Genomic DNA, 17063 nt, shown 5'->3' on the forward strand with positions numbered 1-17063 from the left:
CATGGGCCGGTTCTCCGCACCGCCTCCGCACCCGTCGGGAGCGCTGGCACCCGCCATTCCGTCCAAGTTCCTGCCTCGGCACGTTGCCGTGGTCATGGACGGCAACGGACGGTGGGCCAATGAGCGCGGCCTCACGCGCAACGAGGGACACCGGGCAGGGGAGTTGGCGCTCGTGGACGTGGTGGCCGGGGCCATCGACCTGGGGATCCCGTACGTGTCCGCCTACGCCTTCTCGACGGAGAACTGGAAGCGTTCTCCCTCGGAGGTCGCCTTCATCATGAACTTCACCGCAGAGGTGATGGAACGCCAGCTGTCCACGTTCCACGAATGGGGAGTGCGCATCAGGTGGGCCGGGCGCCGCCCTCGCCTATGGCGCTCGGTGATCAACCGGCTCGAAATCGCGGAACGCGAGACGCGCGATCACGACGTCACCACCCTGACCATGTGCGTGAACTACGGCGGGCGCGCCGAGATCGCCGACGCGGCCGCAGCGATGGCAGCGGATGCCGCCGCGGGCAAGCTCAACCCCAAGAAGATCGACGAATCCACCGTCCAGGCGTACCTGGACGAACCGGATCTGCCGGACGTCGACCTCTTCCTGCGCTCCTCCGGTGAACAGCGCATCTCCAACTTCCTGTTGTGGCAGTCCGCCTACGCCGAACTCGTGTTCCAGGATGTGCTGTGGCCCGACGTCGATCGGCGCACACTCTGGGACGCCGTCGAAGAGTACGCACGGCGCGACCGTCGATACGGCGGTGCCGTGGACAATCCGCGGGACCAGCAGCAGACGCCTTAGTCGATCTCCAGACCGTCGAGCCAGCGCTGCAGGTCCGCGAACGCGGCGCGCCGCACCAGCGGAGCGGACCGGTGGACGTCGTGGATCGCGTCGTCGTAGGCGATCACGGTGGGTGCCGGGTGCAGGACGGCCGCCCGACGACGGATGGCCTCCACGTCAAGCACGGTGTCCATGCCGTGCATCCGCTTGTCCCACCACGGAACCAGCAGACTGCGCCGCGCGGTTTGGATCAGCACCGGGGCCTGAACGGTCCGTCCGGAACCGTGGAGTTCCAGGAGCCGTTCCCGGGCGGCCGCCGTCGAACGCAGGAAGCCGACCGTGACGGGGAAGGACTTCCGGGGACGCCAGCGCGGATCCACCTCCCAGGCTCCTTCCCGGTCGCGGGAGAGCACCCGGTGATAGTTCGAGTTCAACGGGACCTTGAGCTCCATGAGCGTCAGGCGCTTCGGGAGCAAAGGGGCCAGGGCCAGGATGATCCGGTCGATGCCGGAAAACCCCTGAGGGGCGATCCACGGCGTGGCCAGGGCCAGGCCCGCCACCTGACCGGGCTGCTCCATGAGCAACAAGGACATGGTCAACCCGCCCGTCGAATGAGCGACGACCACCAAATGATCAGGATCGATTCGCCCGCCGTCGCGCGCGATGACCTCCCTGGCGGCATCAAAATCCGGCTGGTACTCGGAGAAGTCCTCGGCCAGGCCCGGCACGTCTCCCGCAGCCAGGACCTCGTCCGTCAGATTGCGGCCGTACCCGTGCAGGTCCACGGCGTAGAAGCGGAATCCGGCACGCTGGACGGCCACGGCCAGCTCCGGGTTGGCAAAGTAATCCGACCAGCCGTGCACGTAGAGCACCGTTCCGCGGGATTCCGCCCGGGTGCTGGGATTGTGCCGGACGACGGTGGCCGTGCGATGAGCCCCGCGGCCCGGCACCGGCACCGTCGTGGCGGAGAAGTCCTGACCCAGGACGTCGTCGTTCCAGATCATGCCGAACGGACCTCACCTTCGAGCCAATGCCAGTGCCCGGGGTGTGAGCCTCCGGCGTGGGAGAATGGGCACATGCGCGTCTACCCTACGTTCTTCACAGTCTGCTTCTCGTGGATGGACCCGGAGCGGGCCCATCACCTGGGGTTCCTGGGTATCAAGACGTGCCGTCGGCTCGGCCTGTCCTCGGTGCTCCGGCGCCTGACGCGTCCGGCCGGGGACCAGAGCGTTGAAGTCATGGGACTGCGTTTCCCGTCCCGCTTCGGCCTGGCCGCGGGGTTCGACAAGGGTGCAAAGGGGATCCCGGCACTGGCGGACCTTGGCTTCGGGCACGTGGAGATCGGTACCGTCACCGGGCAGCCGCAACCGGGCAACCCCAGGCCTCGTTTGTTCCGGCTGGTCCGGGACAAGGCGGTCATCAACCGGATGGGCTTCAACAACGACGGCGCCGCGGCCGTGGCGCCCCGGGTGCGGTCCGCTCGCGCGGCCCTTGCCAGGGACTGGAAGGGCAGGACCCGTCCCGTCATCGGGGTGAACATTGGAAAGACCAAGGTGGTCCCGCTAGAGGACGCCGTGGCGGACTACCGCTCCTCGACCAGGGAACTGGCGCCCTGTGCGGATTACCTGGTGGTCAACGTGTCCTCCCCCAACACCCCGGGTCTTCGGGAGTTGCAGGCGGTGGAGTCGTTGCGTCCGATCCTGGCCGCGGTTCGTGAGGAATCCTCGCGCGTCACGGGCCGACGCGTGCCCCTCCTGGTCAAGATCGCCCCGGATCTCGCGGATGCGGACGTTCTGGCCGTCGCCGACCTGGCCATGGAACTCGGGCTGGACGGGATCGTGGCCACGAACACCACCATCGCTCGTGAGGGACTCGGTCTGGTGACCGATCCCGCCGTCGTCGAGTCCTACGGTGCGGGCGGGCTGTCCGGGGTGCCGCTGCGCGCCCGGTCGCTCGAAGTCCTCCGGACGTTGAAGGCCCACGTGGGGGACAGGCTCGCGCTGGTGGCGGTCGGTGGGGTGACCTCCGTGGAGGATGCCGCGGAAGCCCTTGCTGCGGGGGCCGACCTGGTGCAGGGCTACACCGCGTTCCTGTACGAGGGGCCGTTCTGGGCGGCTCGAGTGGTCAAGGGCCTGCGGCGGCTCTCCCGCGTCTGACACTGAAACGGCCGCCGGCGCAGTGCCGACGGCCGGGGAGCCAACTGACCTAGGAGCGAATCGGCAGGGAGAACGCCCGCTCAGGACGGGCGCTGGCCACGCCGCACGCGCGGGCGCGGCAGGCGCGTCGAGCGCCAGTTGATGCTGCGGGTGACGGCGTACCAACCGGTTCCCGACTCGACCGTCCCGAACTTCTTGCGCACCGCTCGCTTGGCGCCGTTGGCCAGCAGGATGCAGTCCAGGACCACGACGGCGAAGAGCACGAAGAATGCCGTGGAGACGATTTCCTGGAGCCCGCTGGGAATCAAGAGGAACACGAGCGCCACGACGGCCATCGGCATCAGGAGCTCGGCCATGCAGAAGCGGGAGTCCACCCAGTCCCGGACGAACGCGCGCTGGTCACCGCGGTCGCGCTGGGCGAGGTACCGCTGGTCACCGGCGGCCATTCGTTGCTGCGCGTGCAGGCGCTGATCGCGCCGTTGCTGACGATCGGCCACTTTCGCGGCTTTCCGGTCCTTGGGAACCAGGGGTTGCTTCCGCGCCGCCTGCTGCTGCCTGCGGGTGGGTGTCGGACGCCCCTTGCCCTGGGTCGAGGATCGCCCGGCCGTGGTCTGGCTTTCCTCCGTCCCGGCTTCCGTCAGCACGGTGGTTTCGTCCACGGGGGTCTCAGTTTCAGTCTTCTTGTTTCGTCCGAACACCCGGCAAGGATACCGGAGCCGCCGTGTCCACTGCCTAAGCTCGCCTCATGAGCCACGAGCACAATCCCCAACAGCGCACGTACAACCCGCAGGAGCCGGTCGAGGCGCAGTCCGTCGAGGACCTCGACGTCGCTGCTTTCCGTCGGGCCAATGACGAAGGTTTCGAGCAGGTCATGACCGATCTGAAGAACCTCGTGTCCATTCCGGGACTCGCATGGGAGTCCTTCGACCATGCAAACCTGGAGCACAGCGCTCACGCCGTGCGGGATCTGCTGGTCGCCGAAGGCTTCCCGTCGGTCGAGATCCACGCCGCGGACGGAGACAGCCTTCACCCGGCGATCATCGCCCGGAAGCCCGCCGAGCCGGGGAAGCCCACGGTCCTGCTCTACGCACACCACGACGTCCAACCTCCCGGTGACCTCACCGCCTGGAGTTCGGACCCGTTCGTGGCCGACGAGCGCTCCGGCCGTCTCTACGGGCGCGGTGCCGCCGACGACAAGGCCGGGATCATGGCGCACGTCGGTGCCATTCGGGTGCTCCGCAAGATGTTGGGCGACGACCACGGCCTGGGCATCACCGTCTTCATCGAAGGCGAAGAGGAAGTCGGCTCGCCACACTTCGGCCAGTTCCTGGAACGCCACCAGGAGAAGCTCGCCGCGGACGCCATCGTGATCGCCGATTCGGCCAACTGGGAGGCCGGCGCGCCCACCCTGACCACCGGGCTCAGGGGAGTGGTCGGTGCCGAGGTCACCGTGCGCGTCCTGGACCACGCTCTCCACTCAGGCGGCTACGGCGGACCAATCCTGGACGCCCCGACCCTCTTGGCTCGCCTCATCGCCAGCCTCCACGACGACGACGGGGCGGTCGCCGTCGAAGGCTTGGTGCACGCACCTGAACCAGCGATCGACTACCCGGAGGACAGATTCCGCGCCGACGCGGGGCTGCTGGAGGGTATGGAACTGGCCGGGCGCGGCTCGATCACGTCGCGGCTGTGGTCACAGCCGGCAATCTCGGTCACGGGGATCGACGCCACCCGCGTGGACGTCGCATCCAACACAATCGCCCCCTCCGCACGGGCCAAGATCTCCCTGCGCATCGCTCCTGGCCAGGATCCTCAGGCAGCGGCGGACGTGCTCACGAAGCACCTGGAGAGCCACGCCCCGTTCGGGGCGCAGGTGGAAGTCGGTATCGACGAGAAGGGGCCGGCGTTCAGCACGGACACTAGTTCCGACGCGGCGCAGGAGATGCTCTGGGCGCTGAGCGAGTCCTGGCAACGCGACGCGCTGGAAGCAGGGATGGGCGGTTCGATCCCGTTCACGGCCCAGCTGCGGGAGAAGAACCCGCAGGCAACCATCCTGATCACCGGCGTGGAGGATCCGGACACCCGCGCCCACGGCATCGACGAGTCCCTGCACATCGAGGATTTCCGGCTCGCCGTGCTCGCCGAGGCGCTGTGGTTGGCCCGGCGGTCCCGGGCCCGGGCGTAGGGTGGAGACGTACGGTTCAGCCGACTCGGTGGCTTCCGGGCAACTCGAAAGCGCATCACGGAATGATTCGCGCCGGGCGATGGTTGCACCCGTACGAGGCTTGTATCCGGGCGAGGAATCCGCGCCCACGGCATGTACGGAGGAGAAGAACGCATGAGCGTCACCACTGAGAACGTCACCACGGAGGGCCTGCCGACCCACGGCGTCAACCTCACCGACGTGGCCGCGCAGAAGGTCCACGCGTTGCTCGACCAGGAGGGCCGCACCGACCTTCGTCTGCGGGTGGCGGTCCAGCCCGGGGGCTGCTCGGGCCTGATCTACCAGCTCTACTTCGACGAGCGGGTTCTCGACGGCGACGCGGTCAAGGACTTCGAGGGTGTCGAGGTCATCGTGGACAAGATGTCCGTCCCGTACCTGGAGGGCTCGACCATCGACTTCGAGGACACCATCCAGAAGCAGGGCTTCTCCATCGACAACCCCAACGCCCAGGGATCCTGCGCCTGTGGAGACTCCTTCCACTGATCACAAGGCGGGGAGTCAGGGGCCGGTCTGAGCGGGGGTCGTGGAAACAGTTGCCACACCAAAGAGATGAGGCACCCGCGGACCCCGAACTCTTCGCGAACCACCCGAGGAACCCCGCATACCCACACGGGTATGCGGGGTTCCTCCCGTTCCCGGGCCGTGGCGGCGTGCGAAACATGGCTCCGGCTCCGAATCTCGGCGGACACACGGACTGACACAGTGTCAGCACAAGGACAACTCAAGGGGTAAGCTCAGGGGGAAACAGCATGCCTCGGTACGGGTCGGTCCCAATCCCCGTGCCTGGCGCACCACCAGAAGAGGAAGGGCCGTCTGTGAGTTCGCACTCCCGAACCGGCAGCCGTCGCACCAGGGCTTTGAAGCTAACCGGCCTCGGCGCTATTGCAGTCCTAGCCCTGACGGGCTGTAAAGAGGAAGTCCGCAACGCCTGGATGCCGATCGGAGACTCGGCCCCCACGGACAACGCAGAGAACATCCTGAACCTGTGGGTCGGTTCCTGGATCGCGGCCCTCAGCGTCGGTCTGGTCGCCTGGGGCCTCATGCTCTGGTGCATGGTCGCCTACCGTCGTCGCAAGAACGAGGTCGGCTACCCCCGCCAGGTCGCCTACCACCTGCCGCTGGAGATCTTCTACACGATCGTGCCGATCGCGCTCATCGTGTCCCAGTTCTTCTTCTCCGAACGGGCGCTGACCGAGATCGTCCCGCGGCACGACAACCCCGATGCCACCATCGAGATCATCGGCAAGCAGTGGGCTTGGGACTTCAACTACGTGGACGACGACGTCTACTACTCCGGGACGCAGGCCCACCTGAACGAAGACGGTTCGGAGGGCGTCGAAGAGACCCTGCCGACCCTCTATCTGCCCGTGGACAGCGACGTCGAGGTCCAGCTCTCCTCCCGCGACGTCATCCACTCTTTCTGGGTCCCGGCCTTCCTGGAGAAGGTCGACATGATCCCCAACCGCACCAACTACATGAGCTTCCACACCGAGCGTGAAGGCTCCTTCCAGGGCAAGTGCGCGGAGCTGTGCGGTGAGTACCACTCGGAAATGCTCTTCAACGTGGAGGTCGTCTCCCAGGAGGAGTACGAGAGCCAGATGCAGAAGCTGCGTGACGAGGGCAACACCGGTCAGGTCGGCGATGACTACAACCGAAACGTGAACGAGAACGAGGACGGCGCGGTCATGCGTGACAACCCCGTCGGCGCGAGCTACGAAGAGAACTAAGGGGCTGAAATGACCACGCTTGAATATTCAGCCGATGAGGCCACAACCGTTGCACCCCGGGTGGTGCCGCGGTCCAAGGGCAAGATCATCGTCGACTGGTTGACCTCGACCGACCACAAGACCATCGGGTACATGTACCTGATCTCCGCCTTCGTGTTCTTCTGCGTCGGCGGTGTCATGGCACTGCTGATTCGTGCGGAGCTCTTCGCCCCCGGCATGCAGTTGCTGGAGACCAAGGAGCAGTACAACCAACTGTTCACCATGCACGGCACAATCATGTTGCTCATGTTCGGCACACCCTTCTTCGTCGGTCTGGCCAACGTGATCGTCCCGTTGCAGATCGGTGCACCTGACGTCGCCTTCCCGCGACTCAATGCACTGGCTTTCTGGTTCTTCCTGTTCGGGTCCCTCGTGGCCATGGCCGGGTTCTTGACCCCCCAGGGCGCGGCCTCCTTCGGCTGGTTCGCCTACGCGCCGCTGAACTCGACCACGTTCTCGCCGGGTGTCGGCGGTGACCTCTGGGTCTTCGGTCTTGGCCTGCAGGGCTTCGGCACCATCATGGGTGGCGTCAACTTCATCACCACCATCCTCTGCATGCGTGCCCCGGGCATGACCATGTGGCGCATGCCGGTGTTCGTCTGGACCACCCTGGTCACCGGCCTGCTGATCATCATGATCTTCCCGCCGCTGGCGTCCGCGCTGTTCGCACTGGGCATGGACCGTCGCCTCGGCGGCCACATCTTCGACGCCGAAGCCGGCGGAGCAATCCTCTGGCAGCACCTCTTCTGGTTCTTCGGTCACCCCGAGGTCTACGTGCTGGCACTGCCGTTCTTCGGCATCATCTCTGAGATCCTCCCGGTGTTCTCCCGCAAGCCGCTGTTCGGCTACAAGGGCCTGGTCTTCGCGACCATCGCCATCGCCGCGCTGTCCGTCACCGTGTGGGCTCACCACATGTACGTGACCGGCTCCGTGCTCCTCGGGTTCTTCTCCTTCATGACCATGATGATCGCCGTGCCCACGGGCGTGAAATTCTTCAACTGGATCGGCACCATGTGGCAGGGTTCGTTGACCTTCGAGACCCCCATGCTGTGGGTCCTCGGCTTCATGTTCACCTTCCTGTTCGGTGGCGTGACCGGCGTCATCCTGGCCACCCCGCCGTTGGACTTCCACGTCTCGGACACCTACTTCGTCGTCGCGCACTTCCACTACGTGCTCTTCGGCACCCTGGTGTTCGGCATGTTCGCCGCCCTGTACTTCTGGTGGCCCAAGTTCACCGGCAAGATGCTCAACGAGCGCATCGGCAAGGTGCACTTCTGGATCCTGTTCGTCGGCTTCCACACCACGTTCCTGATCCAGCACTGGCTGGGCGTGATCGGTATGCCGCGTCGCTACGCCGACTACATGCCTGAGGACGGGTTCACCTGGATGAACCAGCTCTCCACCGTCGGTGCGATCCTGCTGGCCGTGTCCATGATTCCCTGGTTCTGGAACGTGTACACGACCCACAAGAACGCACCCAAGGTCGAGGTCGACGATCCGTGGGGCTTCGGTGGCTCGCTCGAGTGGGCAACCTCCTGCCCGCCCCCGCGCCACAACTTCGTGTCCCTGCCCCGCATCCGTTCGGAGCGTCCGGCACTGGACCTGCACCACCCGGAGCTGGCCGCGGCCTCGCCCCAGCAGTCGATGACCACCCACGCCGGAGCGAAGGGCTGATCTCCCGATGAAAGCAACCATTTACACCCTCTGGATCGTCGGAATCTTCGTCACCGGTGCCGGGGTCGTCTACGGATTCGTCACCAGATTCAACGAGTGGGCAGGGTTCCCGGCCATGTTGGCAACGGGTGCAATGTGCTTCATGCTTGCCGTCTACCTGACGCTGGTCCTGCGCTCCACCAAGGCGCTGCTGCCGGAGGACGACCTGGAAGGCGAGATCGCTCAGAGCAGTGGTGACTACGGGCACTTCTCGCCGTGGAGCTGGTGGCCGCTCCTGCTGGGTGCTGCGTGCACCATTCTGGTTCTGGGTCTGGCCATCGACTGGTGGATCCTGGGCCTGGCCGTCCCGCTGGGCATCCTCGGCCTGCTCGGGCTCGTGTACGAGTACAGCACCGGCGAGCACGCTCACTGACGCTTACCGCCATCAGGCGCCTGGTCGCTGATCCAGCCCGATCAAACCGCCGCTTCGAACCAACCGGTTCGAAGCGGCGGTTTTCGCTTTGATGCATTGACGGAATCCGAGTGAGGTCGTGGTGCCGTGATGACTGACACATTCGGGCTGGCTGTGCTCTGCTCCATACGGGCAGGGTCAGCTTGAGCACTAAGTTCTTGCGGAGCAGTCAACGATCGACAACGACGTCACCGGAGCATCACCGACATGAACAAGACCGCCTTCTACACGCTTCTTCTGCTGGGCAGCGGACTCATCGTCTTCGGGCTGTGGACCTTGGCGGCGGTCGGCCACACGGGACGCGGGTGGATCGCGACCGTCGTCGGGGTGGCTCTGCTGTGTGCACCCGCGCTGGCACCCGTGTCGAAGGGCGTCTCCGACACTTCGCGGCCAGAGGAGTCTGCAGTGCGGCGCTGACACACGACGGCGGGTCGGTCGTTTTCGGTCGCCCGTGTGCTGGCCGATAGGGTGGGGGCGTGAAGACTTTCGAACAGCTGTTCGCCGAACTGTCCCAGAAGGCAGTGGAGCGCCCCGCCGGTTCCGGCACCGTGGCAGAACTGGACCGTGGAGTGCACGGCATCGGCAAGAAGGTGGTTGAAGAGGCCGCCGAAGTGTGGATGGCCTGTGAATACGAGTCCGCCGACGAGGCAGCCGAGGAGATTTCCCAGCTGCTCTACCACCTCCAGGTGATGATGGTGGCCAAGGGACTGACGCTCGAGGACGTCTACAGGCATCTCTGAGCCTTCAGTTCAGCACCTCGCTTTCATTCAACACCCCGGTACGCGATGGTCCGCCCGTCCCGCGCCGTGGAATTCCGATCCACTCCGTTCCATGACTTGAGGAAGAGGACACTCCATGCTCCGCGTAGCCGTGCCCAACAAGGGAGCGCTCTCCGAAGCCGCCTCGTCGATGTTGAAGGAGGCCGGGTACCGGCAGCGTCGTGACTCCCGCGAACTGGTCCTGGTGGACCCGGAGAACAACGTCGAGTTCTTCTACCTGCGGCCACGCGACATCGCGGTCTACGTGGGCGGTGACGTCCTGGACGTGGGGATCACGGGTCGCGACCTGCTCCTGGATTCCGGCGCCGACGCAGACGAGGACCTCGCCCTGGACTTCGCGCGGTCGACCTTCCGGTTCGCAGGACCACGCGGTGAGTTCGGCGAACTCGCCGATCTGGAGGGAAAGCGAATCGCCACCAGCTACGACCAGCTGCTGCGCGACTACCTCAAGGACAACGACGTCGCCGCCGAGGTCGTCCGTCTGGACGGCGCGGTTGAGTCGTCGATCCGGCTCGGTGTCGCCGACGCCATCGCCGACGTCGTGGAGACGGGCAACACCCTGCGCGCCGCCGGGCTCGAAGTCTTCGCCGACCCCATCATGAAGTCCGAAGCCCTGCTGATCCGCTCGCGCCGGGAGGAAGAGCCCGAGGGGTTGGCCGTTCTCCGCCGCCGCCTCCAGGGCGTTCTGGTTGCGCGGCAGTACGTGATGATCGACTACGACGTCTCTGAATCCGACCTGGAGGCTACGACCGCCATCACCCCCGGTATGCAGGGCCCCACGATCTCGCCGCTGGGTCACGGCAACTCGATGGCCGTGCGCGCCATGGTGCGTCGCGCCGACACCAACAAGGTGATGGACGCGCTGTACGCCGCGGGCGCCAGGGCAATCCTGGTGTCGCCGATTCACGCCGCTCGTATCTGACGCCGGACGGCGTCGTCACGTTCCGCCTCCCCTCGGAAGGAAGCCCAAGTCTTGACCGTTGCTGTACGCGTGATTCCCTGCCTGGACGTCGATGCAGGTCGAGTGGTCAAGGGCGTGAATTTCGAGAACCTGCGGGATGCCGGCGACCCCGTGGAACTTGCCGAACGCTACAACCGCGCGGGTGCCGACGAACTAACCTTCTTGGACGTCACCGCGTCCTCCTCGGCCCGGAGCACGATGTACGACGTCGTGGCCCGAACCGCGGAGCAGGTCTTCATTCCGCTCACGGTGGGAGGCGGCGTCCGTTCCGTTGACGACGTCGACCGACTCCTGCGCTGCGGGGCGGACAAGGCATCGATCAACACGGCGGCGATCAACCGGCCGGAGGTGATCAACGAGATCACCCGTCGCTTCGGCAACCAGGTGCTCGTGCTCTCCTGCGATGCCAAACGCACGGGCAACACCCCGTCGGGATTCGAGGTCACCACGCACGGTGGCCGGAACCTGACCGGGGTGGACGCCGTCGAATGGGCGGCCGAGGCCGAGTCGCGTGGAGTCGGGGAGATCCTGCTCAACTCGATGGACGCCGACGGAACACGCGAGGGCTTCGACGTGGACATGATCCGCGAGGTCCGGTCCGCGACGACGGTGCCGTTGATCGCCTCCGGCGGAGCGGGGGAGCCCGGGCACTTCCCTCCGGCGGTGGCGGCGGGTGCCGACGCCGTCCTGGCCGCGTCGGTCTTCCACTTCGGACCCGTCGGTGCCATTGCCGAGGTGAAGGCGGCACTGCGCGCCGAGGGTCACGCCGTCCGCTGAACGGGAGACGGCTCCACCCGCCCTATAGTGTCCAGTGATGTCCGAAGAGCCCACCCAGAAAATCCCTGACCGCGCAGCCCCCGGCGACCCTGATCCGGTAACCGCGGAGCACGGTCTGCCATCCGAGATCGCACGTGCTCTCAAGCGAGACGACCACGGACTGGTGGCCGCGATCATCCAGCAGTTCGACACGAACGAAGTGCTCATGCTGGGGTGGATGGACGACGAGGCACTGCACCGGACCCTGAGCACCGGCCGCGTGACGTTCTGGTCCCGCTCCCGTCAGGAGTACTGGCGAAAGGGCGACACCTCGGGCCACCGCCAGTACGTGCAGTCCGTGGCCCTGGACTGCGACGGCGACGCCTTGCTGATCCGGGTGGACCAGGTGGGCAACGCCTGTCACCGGGACACCCGGACCTGTTTCGACGGCGGGGACCTGCCCGCCGTCGTCGGGAATGCCGACGCACCATCACGCTGAACCGACCGATCCCGTCAGGAGAACGGACATGGACGAACTGGGCACCATCAGCCCCTCCCTCGAGGAGTTCCGCGACCTGGCACGGACGCACCGTGTCATCCCGGTCCGGACCACGGTTCTGGCCGACGCCATGACGCCCATCGGCCTGTACCGGACCTTGGTCCTGCGGCCCGACGGAACGGCGCCTTCTGGAACCTTCCTGCTGGAGTCCGCGGCGCAGGGCATCTGGTCGCGCTGGTCATGGGTGGGGGTCAGCTCACGGGCCACCCTGACCAGTGACGACGGCGAGGCCACCTGGATCGGGGAACCCCCCGTGGGGCTGCCGACGGCGGGCAGTCCGGTCGAGGCCCTGCGAACGACGATGGACGTCCTGCACACGTCCCGGTTCAACGACGCGCCTCCGCTGACCTCCGGCATGGTCGGTTTTGTCGGTTGGGAGGCCGTTCGGCACTGGGAGAAGCTCCCCAATCCGCCACGGGACGACCTCGGTATTCCCGAACTGGCGATGAACCTTGTCGCCGACATGGCCGTGCATGACAGCCAGAACGGGACCGTGACCTTGGTGGCGAACGCCATCAACGCCGACGGCACCGACGAGCGTGTGGACCAGGCCTACCAGGACGCTCTGGATCGCGTGCATGACATGCTGGCGAAGCTGTCCTCATCGGCCGGTCAGGTGAGCGTCACGAAGGAAGAAGCGCGGGGCCGGGATGGTGTTGGTGCCATGTCCGGCGGTGGAAGCAGTCCGGACATGGAATCCCTCGTGGACCAGTCCTGGGACCGCGAGATCTTCTTGGACTCGATCCAGGAGGCCAAACAGGCCATCGTGGACGGGGAGATCTTCCAGGTCGTCATCTCCCGACGGTTCGAGACTGCACTCTCCGCCGCACCCCTGGACGTGTATCGCGCACTGCGGCGCATCAACCCGAGTCCGTACATGTACCTCTACTCGTTCGAGGACGCCCACGGCCGCGACTACCAGATCGTGGGTTCCTCACCGGAGGCCCTGGTGACCGTGACCGACCGGGAAGTGGTGACGCACCCGATTGCAGGGTCCAGACCGCGCGGCGCCACGCCCGCAGAGGACCTGGTGTTCGAGAAGGATCTGCTGGCCGACGACAAGGAACGCGCCGAGCACCTGATGCTCGTGGACCTCTCCCGCAACGACCTCTCCAAGGTGTGCGTCCCGGGAACCGTCGACGTCACGGAATTCATGGAGGTCGAGCGCTTCAGCCACATCATGCACCTGTGCTCCAACGTCGTCGGAAAGATGCGTGACGACACCCATGCCTACGACGTGCTCGCCGCAACCTTCCCCGCCGGAACACTGTCGGGGGCACCGAAGCCCCGGGCACTTCAGTTGCTCGACCAGTACGAACCGTTCCGCCGTGCCGTGTACGGCGGTGTGGTGGGCTACATGGACTTCGCCGGTGACATGGACATGGCCATCGCCATCCGCACAGCTCTGCTGGTCGACGGCAAGGCCTATGTCCAGGCCGGCGGGGGGATCGTGGCCGATTCCGTTCCGGAGTCGGAAGCCACGGAATCACTCAACAAAGCGACGGCGCCGCTGCGTGCGGCCCTGATGGCCGAACAATTACGCGCCCTCGGCCAGGGGGAGCGGCTGTGAGGCGGCTGCGCGGCAAAGGCCCTCTGGTCCTGCTGAACCTGGTCCTTGCAGCACTGCTGTTCGGGTCCGCCTCCCTGGTCTGGTTCAACGTGACCGTGCCCAACCCCGTGCAGGACGTGCACGTGGCCGTGCGGGGCACGCAGGCTGCTCCGGCGGTGCCGGCGCTGGCATTGGTGGCTGCGGCCGCAGCCCTCGCGTTGAGTATCGCCGGACGACGGGTGCGCTGGGTCGTGGCGGCCATCATTCCCCTGGTCGCGGTGGGTGCCGTTGCATCCGTCCTGGGAGCAGTCCTGCAACCCGATCACGCCACGGAGACCGCCGTGGGTGACTCGTCCGGGCTGATCGGAGCGGACACGGAGCAGGTCATGAGCTTCTGGCCCTGGTGTGCCGTGGCCACCGGTCTCCTGCTGGTGCTCTCCGGTGTCTGGACGATGATCGTCATGCGGGGCTGGGCGGTCGGTGGTACCTCCAAGTACCAGGTCACCCGCGGGGAGGGGGCCGACGGAGCCGACCGGGGATCGCCGTCGTTGGGCTCCGGACATGATGCCGACCTGGCCCGCCGAGACGGCATCGACGCGTGGGATGCGTTGAGCGAAGGTGACGATCCGACGGGGCGTTGAGTCCACGGGAATCATGACGTGATGGCACAATGAGCACCAGAGCAAACACCAGGACCGGATGCAGTTGAACGGCATGTGGTTCCACCGGCGGCCTCCGGGCCGCCACACCCTCGAAAAACCTTGGGTCCGGCGGTGGCCGGGCCACGACTCCACGGGAGACCGAGCAGATGTCCAACCAGAATGAGATCGTCCTGGACCACACCGGATACGTCGGACACGGGAACACCCCCGCCGCCTGGGCGTGCGTGGCGATCCTGACCGTGGGCGTGCTGCTCGGCGTCATCGGCTTCACCCTGCCTGCCATGACGTTGTTCTGGGTCGGCCTCGCACTGTGCGGTGTGGGCCTGGTGGTCGGCTTCGTGATGAAGAAGATGGGCATGGGCTACGAAGGTGAAGCCAAGCGCGCGATGGAGAACGGTGGCGCCCGCCACTGAGTGATCACCGGCCGGGGCGAACTCCTTTCGGAGCGCTCCTCCACGGTCAGGTCACACGCCTTCCGGGCCACGGTGAATCCACGCAGCGGCCAGTCCTGATCCCGGGACTGGCCGTTTGCATCATCGTCCTTCGCAGCGCGTTGCGTCAGCAGCGGTTGCGCTCCGAGTCCGACGACGCATCCATGACGCGATGAGGAATTGAGATCAGCATGACCCAGCCGTCCGCAGCAGGTTCGGACCGAGCCACCGGAACCGTCCTCGACGAGATCATCGCCGGGGTTCGCGAAGACCTCGAGGCACGCAAGACCTTGCTTCCGCTGGAGGAGGTCAAGGCGGCGGCGAAGGCCGCTGAACCGCCCAGGGACGCGGTTGCCGCGCTCCGCGGCCCGCACGCCGATTCCCTCGAGGTCATCGCGGAGGTCAAGCGATCCTCCCCGTCCAAGGGGGCCCTGGCACCGATCACGGACCCCGCCCTGTTGGCCTCTGCCTACGAACGTGGGGGAGCGGCGGTGATCTCAGTCCTCACCGAGGCACGGCGGTTCAACGGCTCTCTGGCCGATCTCGACGCCGTGCGAACCGCCGTCGACATCCCCGTGTTGCGCAAGGACTTCACGGTGGACGAGTACCAGATCTGGGAAGCCCGGGCGCACGGCGCGGATCTGGTGCTCCTGATCGTGGCGGCCCTGGACGACGCCACGCTGGCCGGCTTCCTCGACCTCACCCGCAGCCTCGGCATGGAAGCCCTAGTGGAAACACACACCACCGAGGAGATCGAACGCGCTCGACGCGTGGGCGCGCGCATCGTCGGCGTGAACACACGCAATCTCAAGACCCTGGAGGTGGACCCGGACCTGTTCGGACGCCTCGCCGAGCACCTTCCCGAGGACGCCGTGCTGGTGGCCGAATCGGGGGTGACCGATGCCGAGCACGTCGAGCTCTACGCGGGGCACGGGGCGGATGCCGTCCTGACGGGTGAGGCCCTGGTCCGAGCGGGTGACCCCCTGGGCACGGTGGCCACCTTCCGCACGGTCGGTGCCTCCGCCCGGGCAGCGCGACGCGCAGCGAGCCAGGGGGATGGCGTTTCCGGTCGTCTGTCGGAGGCCCCGGGCCCGTACTACGGCGACTTCGGCGGACGGTGGATGCCGGAATCGCTCATCGCCGCCCTGGACCAGGTCGAAGAGACCTTCGAGAAGGCGAAGGCGGACGAGGACTTCCTGGAAGAGTTCCGTCGCCTCAGCCGCGATTACGCCAACCGGCCCTCCCTGCTCACGGAGGCCGAGCGCTTCTCCCGGGAGATCGGGTGTCGCGTGCTGCTCAAGCGCGAGGACCTCAACCACACCGGATCCCACAAGATCAACAACGTCCTGGGGCAGGCCCTGCTGGCCAAGCGCATGGGCAAGAACCGGCTGATCGCCGAGACCGGAGCCGGCCAGCACGGTGTGGCGACCGCAACCGCGGCGGCCCTCATGGGCATGGAGTGTGTCGTGTACATGGGCGCCGAGGACACCGAACGGCAGGCGCTCAACGTCGCGCGCATGCAGTTGCTGGGCGCCTCCGTGGTGGCCGTCGAGAACGGTTCCCGGACGCTCAAGGACGCGATCAACGAGGCACTGCGCGACTGGGTGGCCTCCGTGGACACCACGCACTACCTGCTCGGAACGGCCGCCGGCCCGCACCCGTTCCCCGCGATGGTCCGTTGGTTCCACCAACAGATCGGTGACGAGGCCCGGGCCCAGACCTTGTCGCGGCTCGGCCGCCTGCCCGACGCTGTTTCGGCGTGCGTCGGGGGCGGATCGAACGCCATCGGCATCTTCCACGGATTCCTGGACGATCCCGACGTCGAACTGTGGGGCTTCGAAGCCGGTGGCGACGGAATCGACACCCCTCGCCACGCCGCCACGATCTCCCTGGGGCGCCCCGGTGTCCTGCACGGCGCCAAGACCTTCCTGATGCAGGACGAGGACGGACAGACCATCGAGTCCCACTCGATCTCCGCGGGCCTCGACTACCCGGCAGTGGGACCGGAGCACGCCTACCTCAGCGCCATCGGACGGGCACGGTACGAAGCCGTCACGGACACGGAGGCCATGGACGCGTTCCGTCTGTTGTGCCGCACCGAAGGCATCATCCCGGCGATCGAGTCCTCGCACGCGCTGGCCGGTGCGGTCAAGCTCGGGCAGCGCTGGGTGGGCGAGCTCGGCCCTGATGCTGCGGCAGACAAGGTCGTGGTCGTGTCCCTCTCCGGCCGTGGGGACAAGGACGTGGCGACCGCGGCCAAGTGGTTCGGGCTGGTCCCCGAAGAACACGACGAGATCGACGAGGAGTCCCGGTGATGACC

The 17063-nt window shown here is 66.5% G+C and carries 18 protein-coding genes; 16 read left to right on the forward strand and 2 right to left on the reverse strand.

Annotated elements, in window-relative coordinates; all coding sequences use genetic code 11:
• The first annotated feature begins 1 nt into the window (after window position 1).
• Complete coding sequence (locus tag EDL96_RS02715; protein ID WP_123824207.1) at window positions 2-796, forward strand: isoprenyl transferase; 795 nt, start codon at window positions 2-4, stop codon at window positions 794-796.
• Here the strand turns inward: EDL96_RS02715 and EDL96_RS02720 are convergent.
• Window positions 793-1779 carry an alpha/beta hydrolase gene (locus EDL96_RS02720; RefSeq protein WP_123824209.1) on the reverse strand — a complete coding sequence of 329 codons (987 nt, stop codon included), beginning with the start codon at window positions 1777-1779 and terminating at the stop codon, window positions 793-795. The two genes, EDL96_RS02715 and EDL96_RS02720, sit on opposite strands and share 4 nt — an antisense overlap.
• A gap of 72 nt (window positions 1780-1851) precedes the next feature.
• On the opposite strand from EDL96_RS02720, the gene EDL96_RS02725 reads away from it, so the two are divergent.
• Window positions 1852-2931, forward strand: coding sequence for a quinone-dependent dihydroorotate dehydrogenase (locus EDL96_RS02725; protein ID WP_123824211.1), 1080 nt, complete (start codon window positions 1852-1854; stop codon window positions 2929-2931).
• 80 nt (window positions 2932-3011) lie between these two features.
• On the opposite strand, the gene EDL96_RS02730 is transcribed toward EDL96_RS02725, so the two are convergent.
• Complete coding sequence (locus EDL96_RS02730; RefSeq protein ID WP_123824213.1) at window positions 3012-3629, reverse strand: DUF3043 domain-containing protein; 618 nt, start codon at window positions 3627-3629, stop codon at window positions 3012-3014.
• Between the two features lie 47 nt (window positions 3630-3676).
• Between EDL96_RS02730 and EDL96_RS02735 the strand changes: the two genes are divergently transcribed.
• The 14 genes from EDL96_RS02735 to trpB all read left to right on the forward strand — a co-directional run bounded on the left by EDL96_RS02735 (window position 3677) and on the right by trpB (window position 17058).
• The gene (locus EDL96_RS02735; protein WP_123824215.1) at window positions 3677-5116 is read left to right on the forward strand and encodes a dipeptidase; all 1440 of its coding nucleotides are present in this window, start codon (window positions 3677-3679) and stop codon (window positions 5114-5116) included.
• A 153-nt stretch (window positions 5117-5269) separates the two neighbouring features.
• Window positions 5270-5638: a HesB/IscA family protein gene (locus tag EDL96_RS02740; protein ID WP_123824217.1), complete on the forward strand. Its 369-nt coding sequence runs from the start codon at window positions 5270-5272 to the stop codon at window positions 5636-5638.
• 332 nt (window positions 5639-5970) lie between these two features.
• Window positions 5971-6882, forward strand: a complete 912-nt coding sequence (gene ctaC, locus EDL96_RS02745) for an aa3-type cytochrome oxidase subunit II (protein WP_233568629.1) — start codon at window positions 5971-5973, stop codon at window positions 6880-6882.
• Between the two features lie 9 nt (window positions 6883-6891).
• The gene (gene ctaD, locus EDL96_RS02750) at window positions 6892-8595 is read left to right on the forward strand and encodes an aa3-type cytochrome oxidase subunit I (protein WP_123824221.1); all 1704 of its coding nucleotides are present in this window, start codon (window positions 6892-6894) and stop codon (window positions 8593-8595) included.
• Window positions 8596-8602: 7 nt separating this feature from the next.
• A complete protein-coding gene (locus EDL96_RS02755) occupies window positions 8603-9007 on the forward strand; it encodes a cytochrome c oxidase subunit 4 (protein WP_123824223.1) in 405 nt (134 codons plus the stop codon).
• A gap of 246 nt (window positions 9008-9253) precedes the next feature.
• Complete coding sequence (locus tag EDL96_RS02760; protein WP_123824225.1) at window positions 9254-9463, forward strand: hypothetical protein; 210 nt, start codon at window positions 9254-9256, stop codon at window positions 9461-9463.
• Window positions 9464-9522: 59 nt separating this feature from the next.
• Window positions 9523-9786, forward strand: a complete 264-nt coding sequence (locus tag EDL96_RS02765; protein WP_123824227.1) for a phosphoribosyl-ATP diphosphatase — start codon at window positions 9523-9525, stop codon at window positions 9784-9786.
• Between the two features lie 115 nt (window positions 9787-9901).
• On the forward strand, window positions 9902-10747 hold the full coding sequence (hisG, locus tag EDL96_RS02770) for an ATP phosphoribosyltransferase (protein WP_123824229.1): 846 nt from the start codon (window positions 9902-9904) through the stop codon (window positions 10745-10747).
• A gap of 51 nt (window positions 10748-10798) precedes the next feature.
• Complete coding sequence (gene hisF, locus EDL96_RS02775; protein WP_123824230.1) at window positions 10799-11563, forward strand: imidazole glycerol phosphate synthase subunit HisF; 765 nt, start codon at window positions 10799-10801, stop codon at window positions 11561-11563.
• A gap of 37 nt (window positions 11564-11600) precedes the next feature.
• Window positions 11601-12041 carry a phosphoribosyl-AMP cyclohydrolase gene (gene hisI, locus EDL96_RS02780; protein WP_123824232.1) on the forward strand — a complete coding sequence of 147 codons (441 nt, stop codon included), beginning with the start codon at window positions 11601-11603 and terminating at the stop codon, window positions 12039-12041.
• Window positions 12042-12069: 28 nt separating this feature from the next.
• Window positions 12070-13671: an anthranilate synthase component I gene (locus tag EDL96_RS02785; RefSeq protein ID WP_123824234.1), complete on the forward strand. Its 1602-nt coding sequence runs from the start codon at window positions 12070-12072 to the stop codon at window positions 13669-13671.
• Window positions 13668-14291, forward strand: a complete 624-nt coding sequence (locus EDL96_RS02790; protein WP_158609468.1) for a Trp biosynthesis-associated membrane protein — start codon at window positions 13668-13670, stop codon at window positions 14289-14291. Before EDL96_RS02785 ends, EDL96_RS02790 begins: the two co-directional genes overlap by 4 nt.
• A gap of 167 nt (window positions 14292-14458) precedes the next feature.
• Entirely contained in the window at window positions 14459-14725 is a 267-nt protein-coding gene (locus EDL96_RS02795; RefSeq protein ID WP_123824238.1) for an HGxxPAAW family protein, read from the forward strand.
• A gap of 209 nt (window positions 14726-14934) precedes the next feature.
• On the forward strand, window positions 14935-17058 hold the full coding sequence (gene trpB / locus EDL96_RS13995; RefSeq protein ID WP_123824240.1) for a tryptophan synthase subunit beta: 2124 nt from the start codon (window positions 14935-14937) through the stop codon (window positions 17056-17058).
• Window positions 17059-17063: the final 5 nt, after the last annotated feature.

The sequence above is a fragment of the Kocuria soli genome, assembly GCF_003797835.1.
In the GTDB taxonomy this organism is placed as follows: domain Bacteria; phylum Actinomycetota; class Actinomycetes; order Actinomycetales; family Micrococcaceae; genus Kocuria; species Kocuria soli.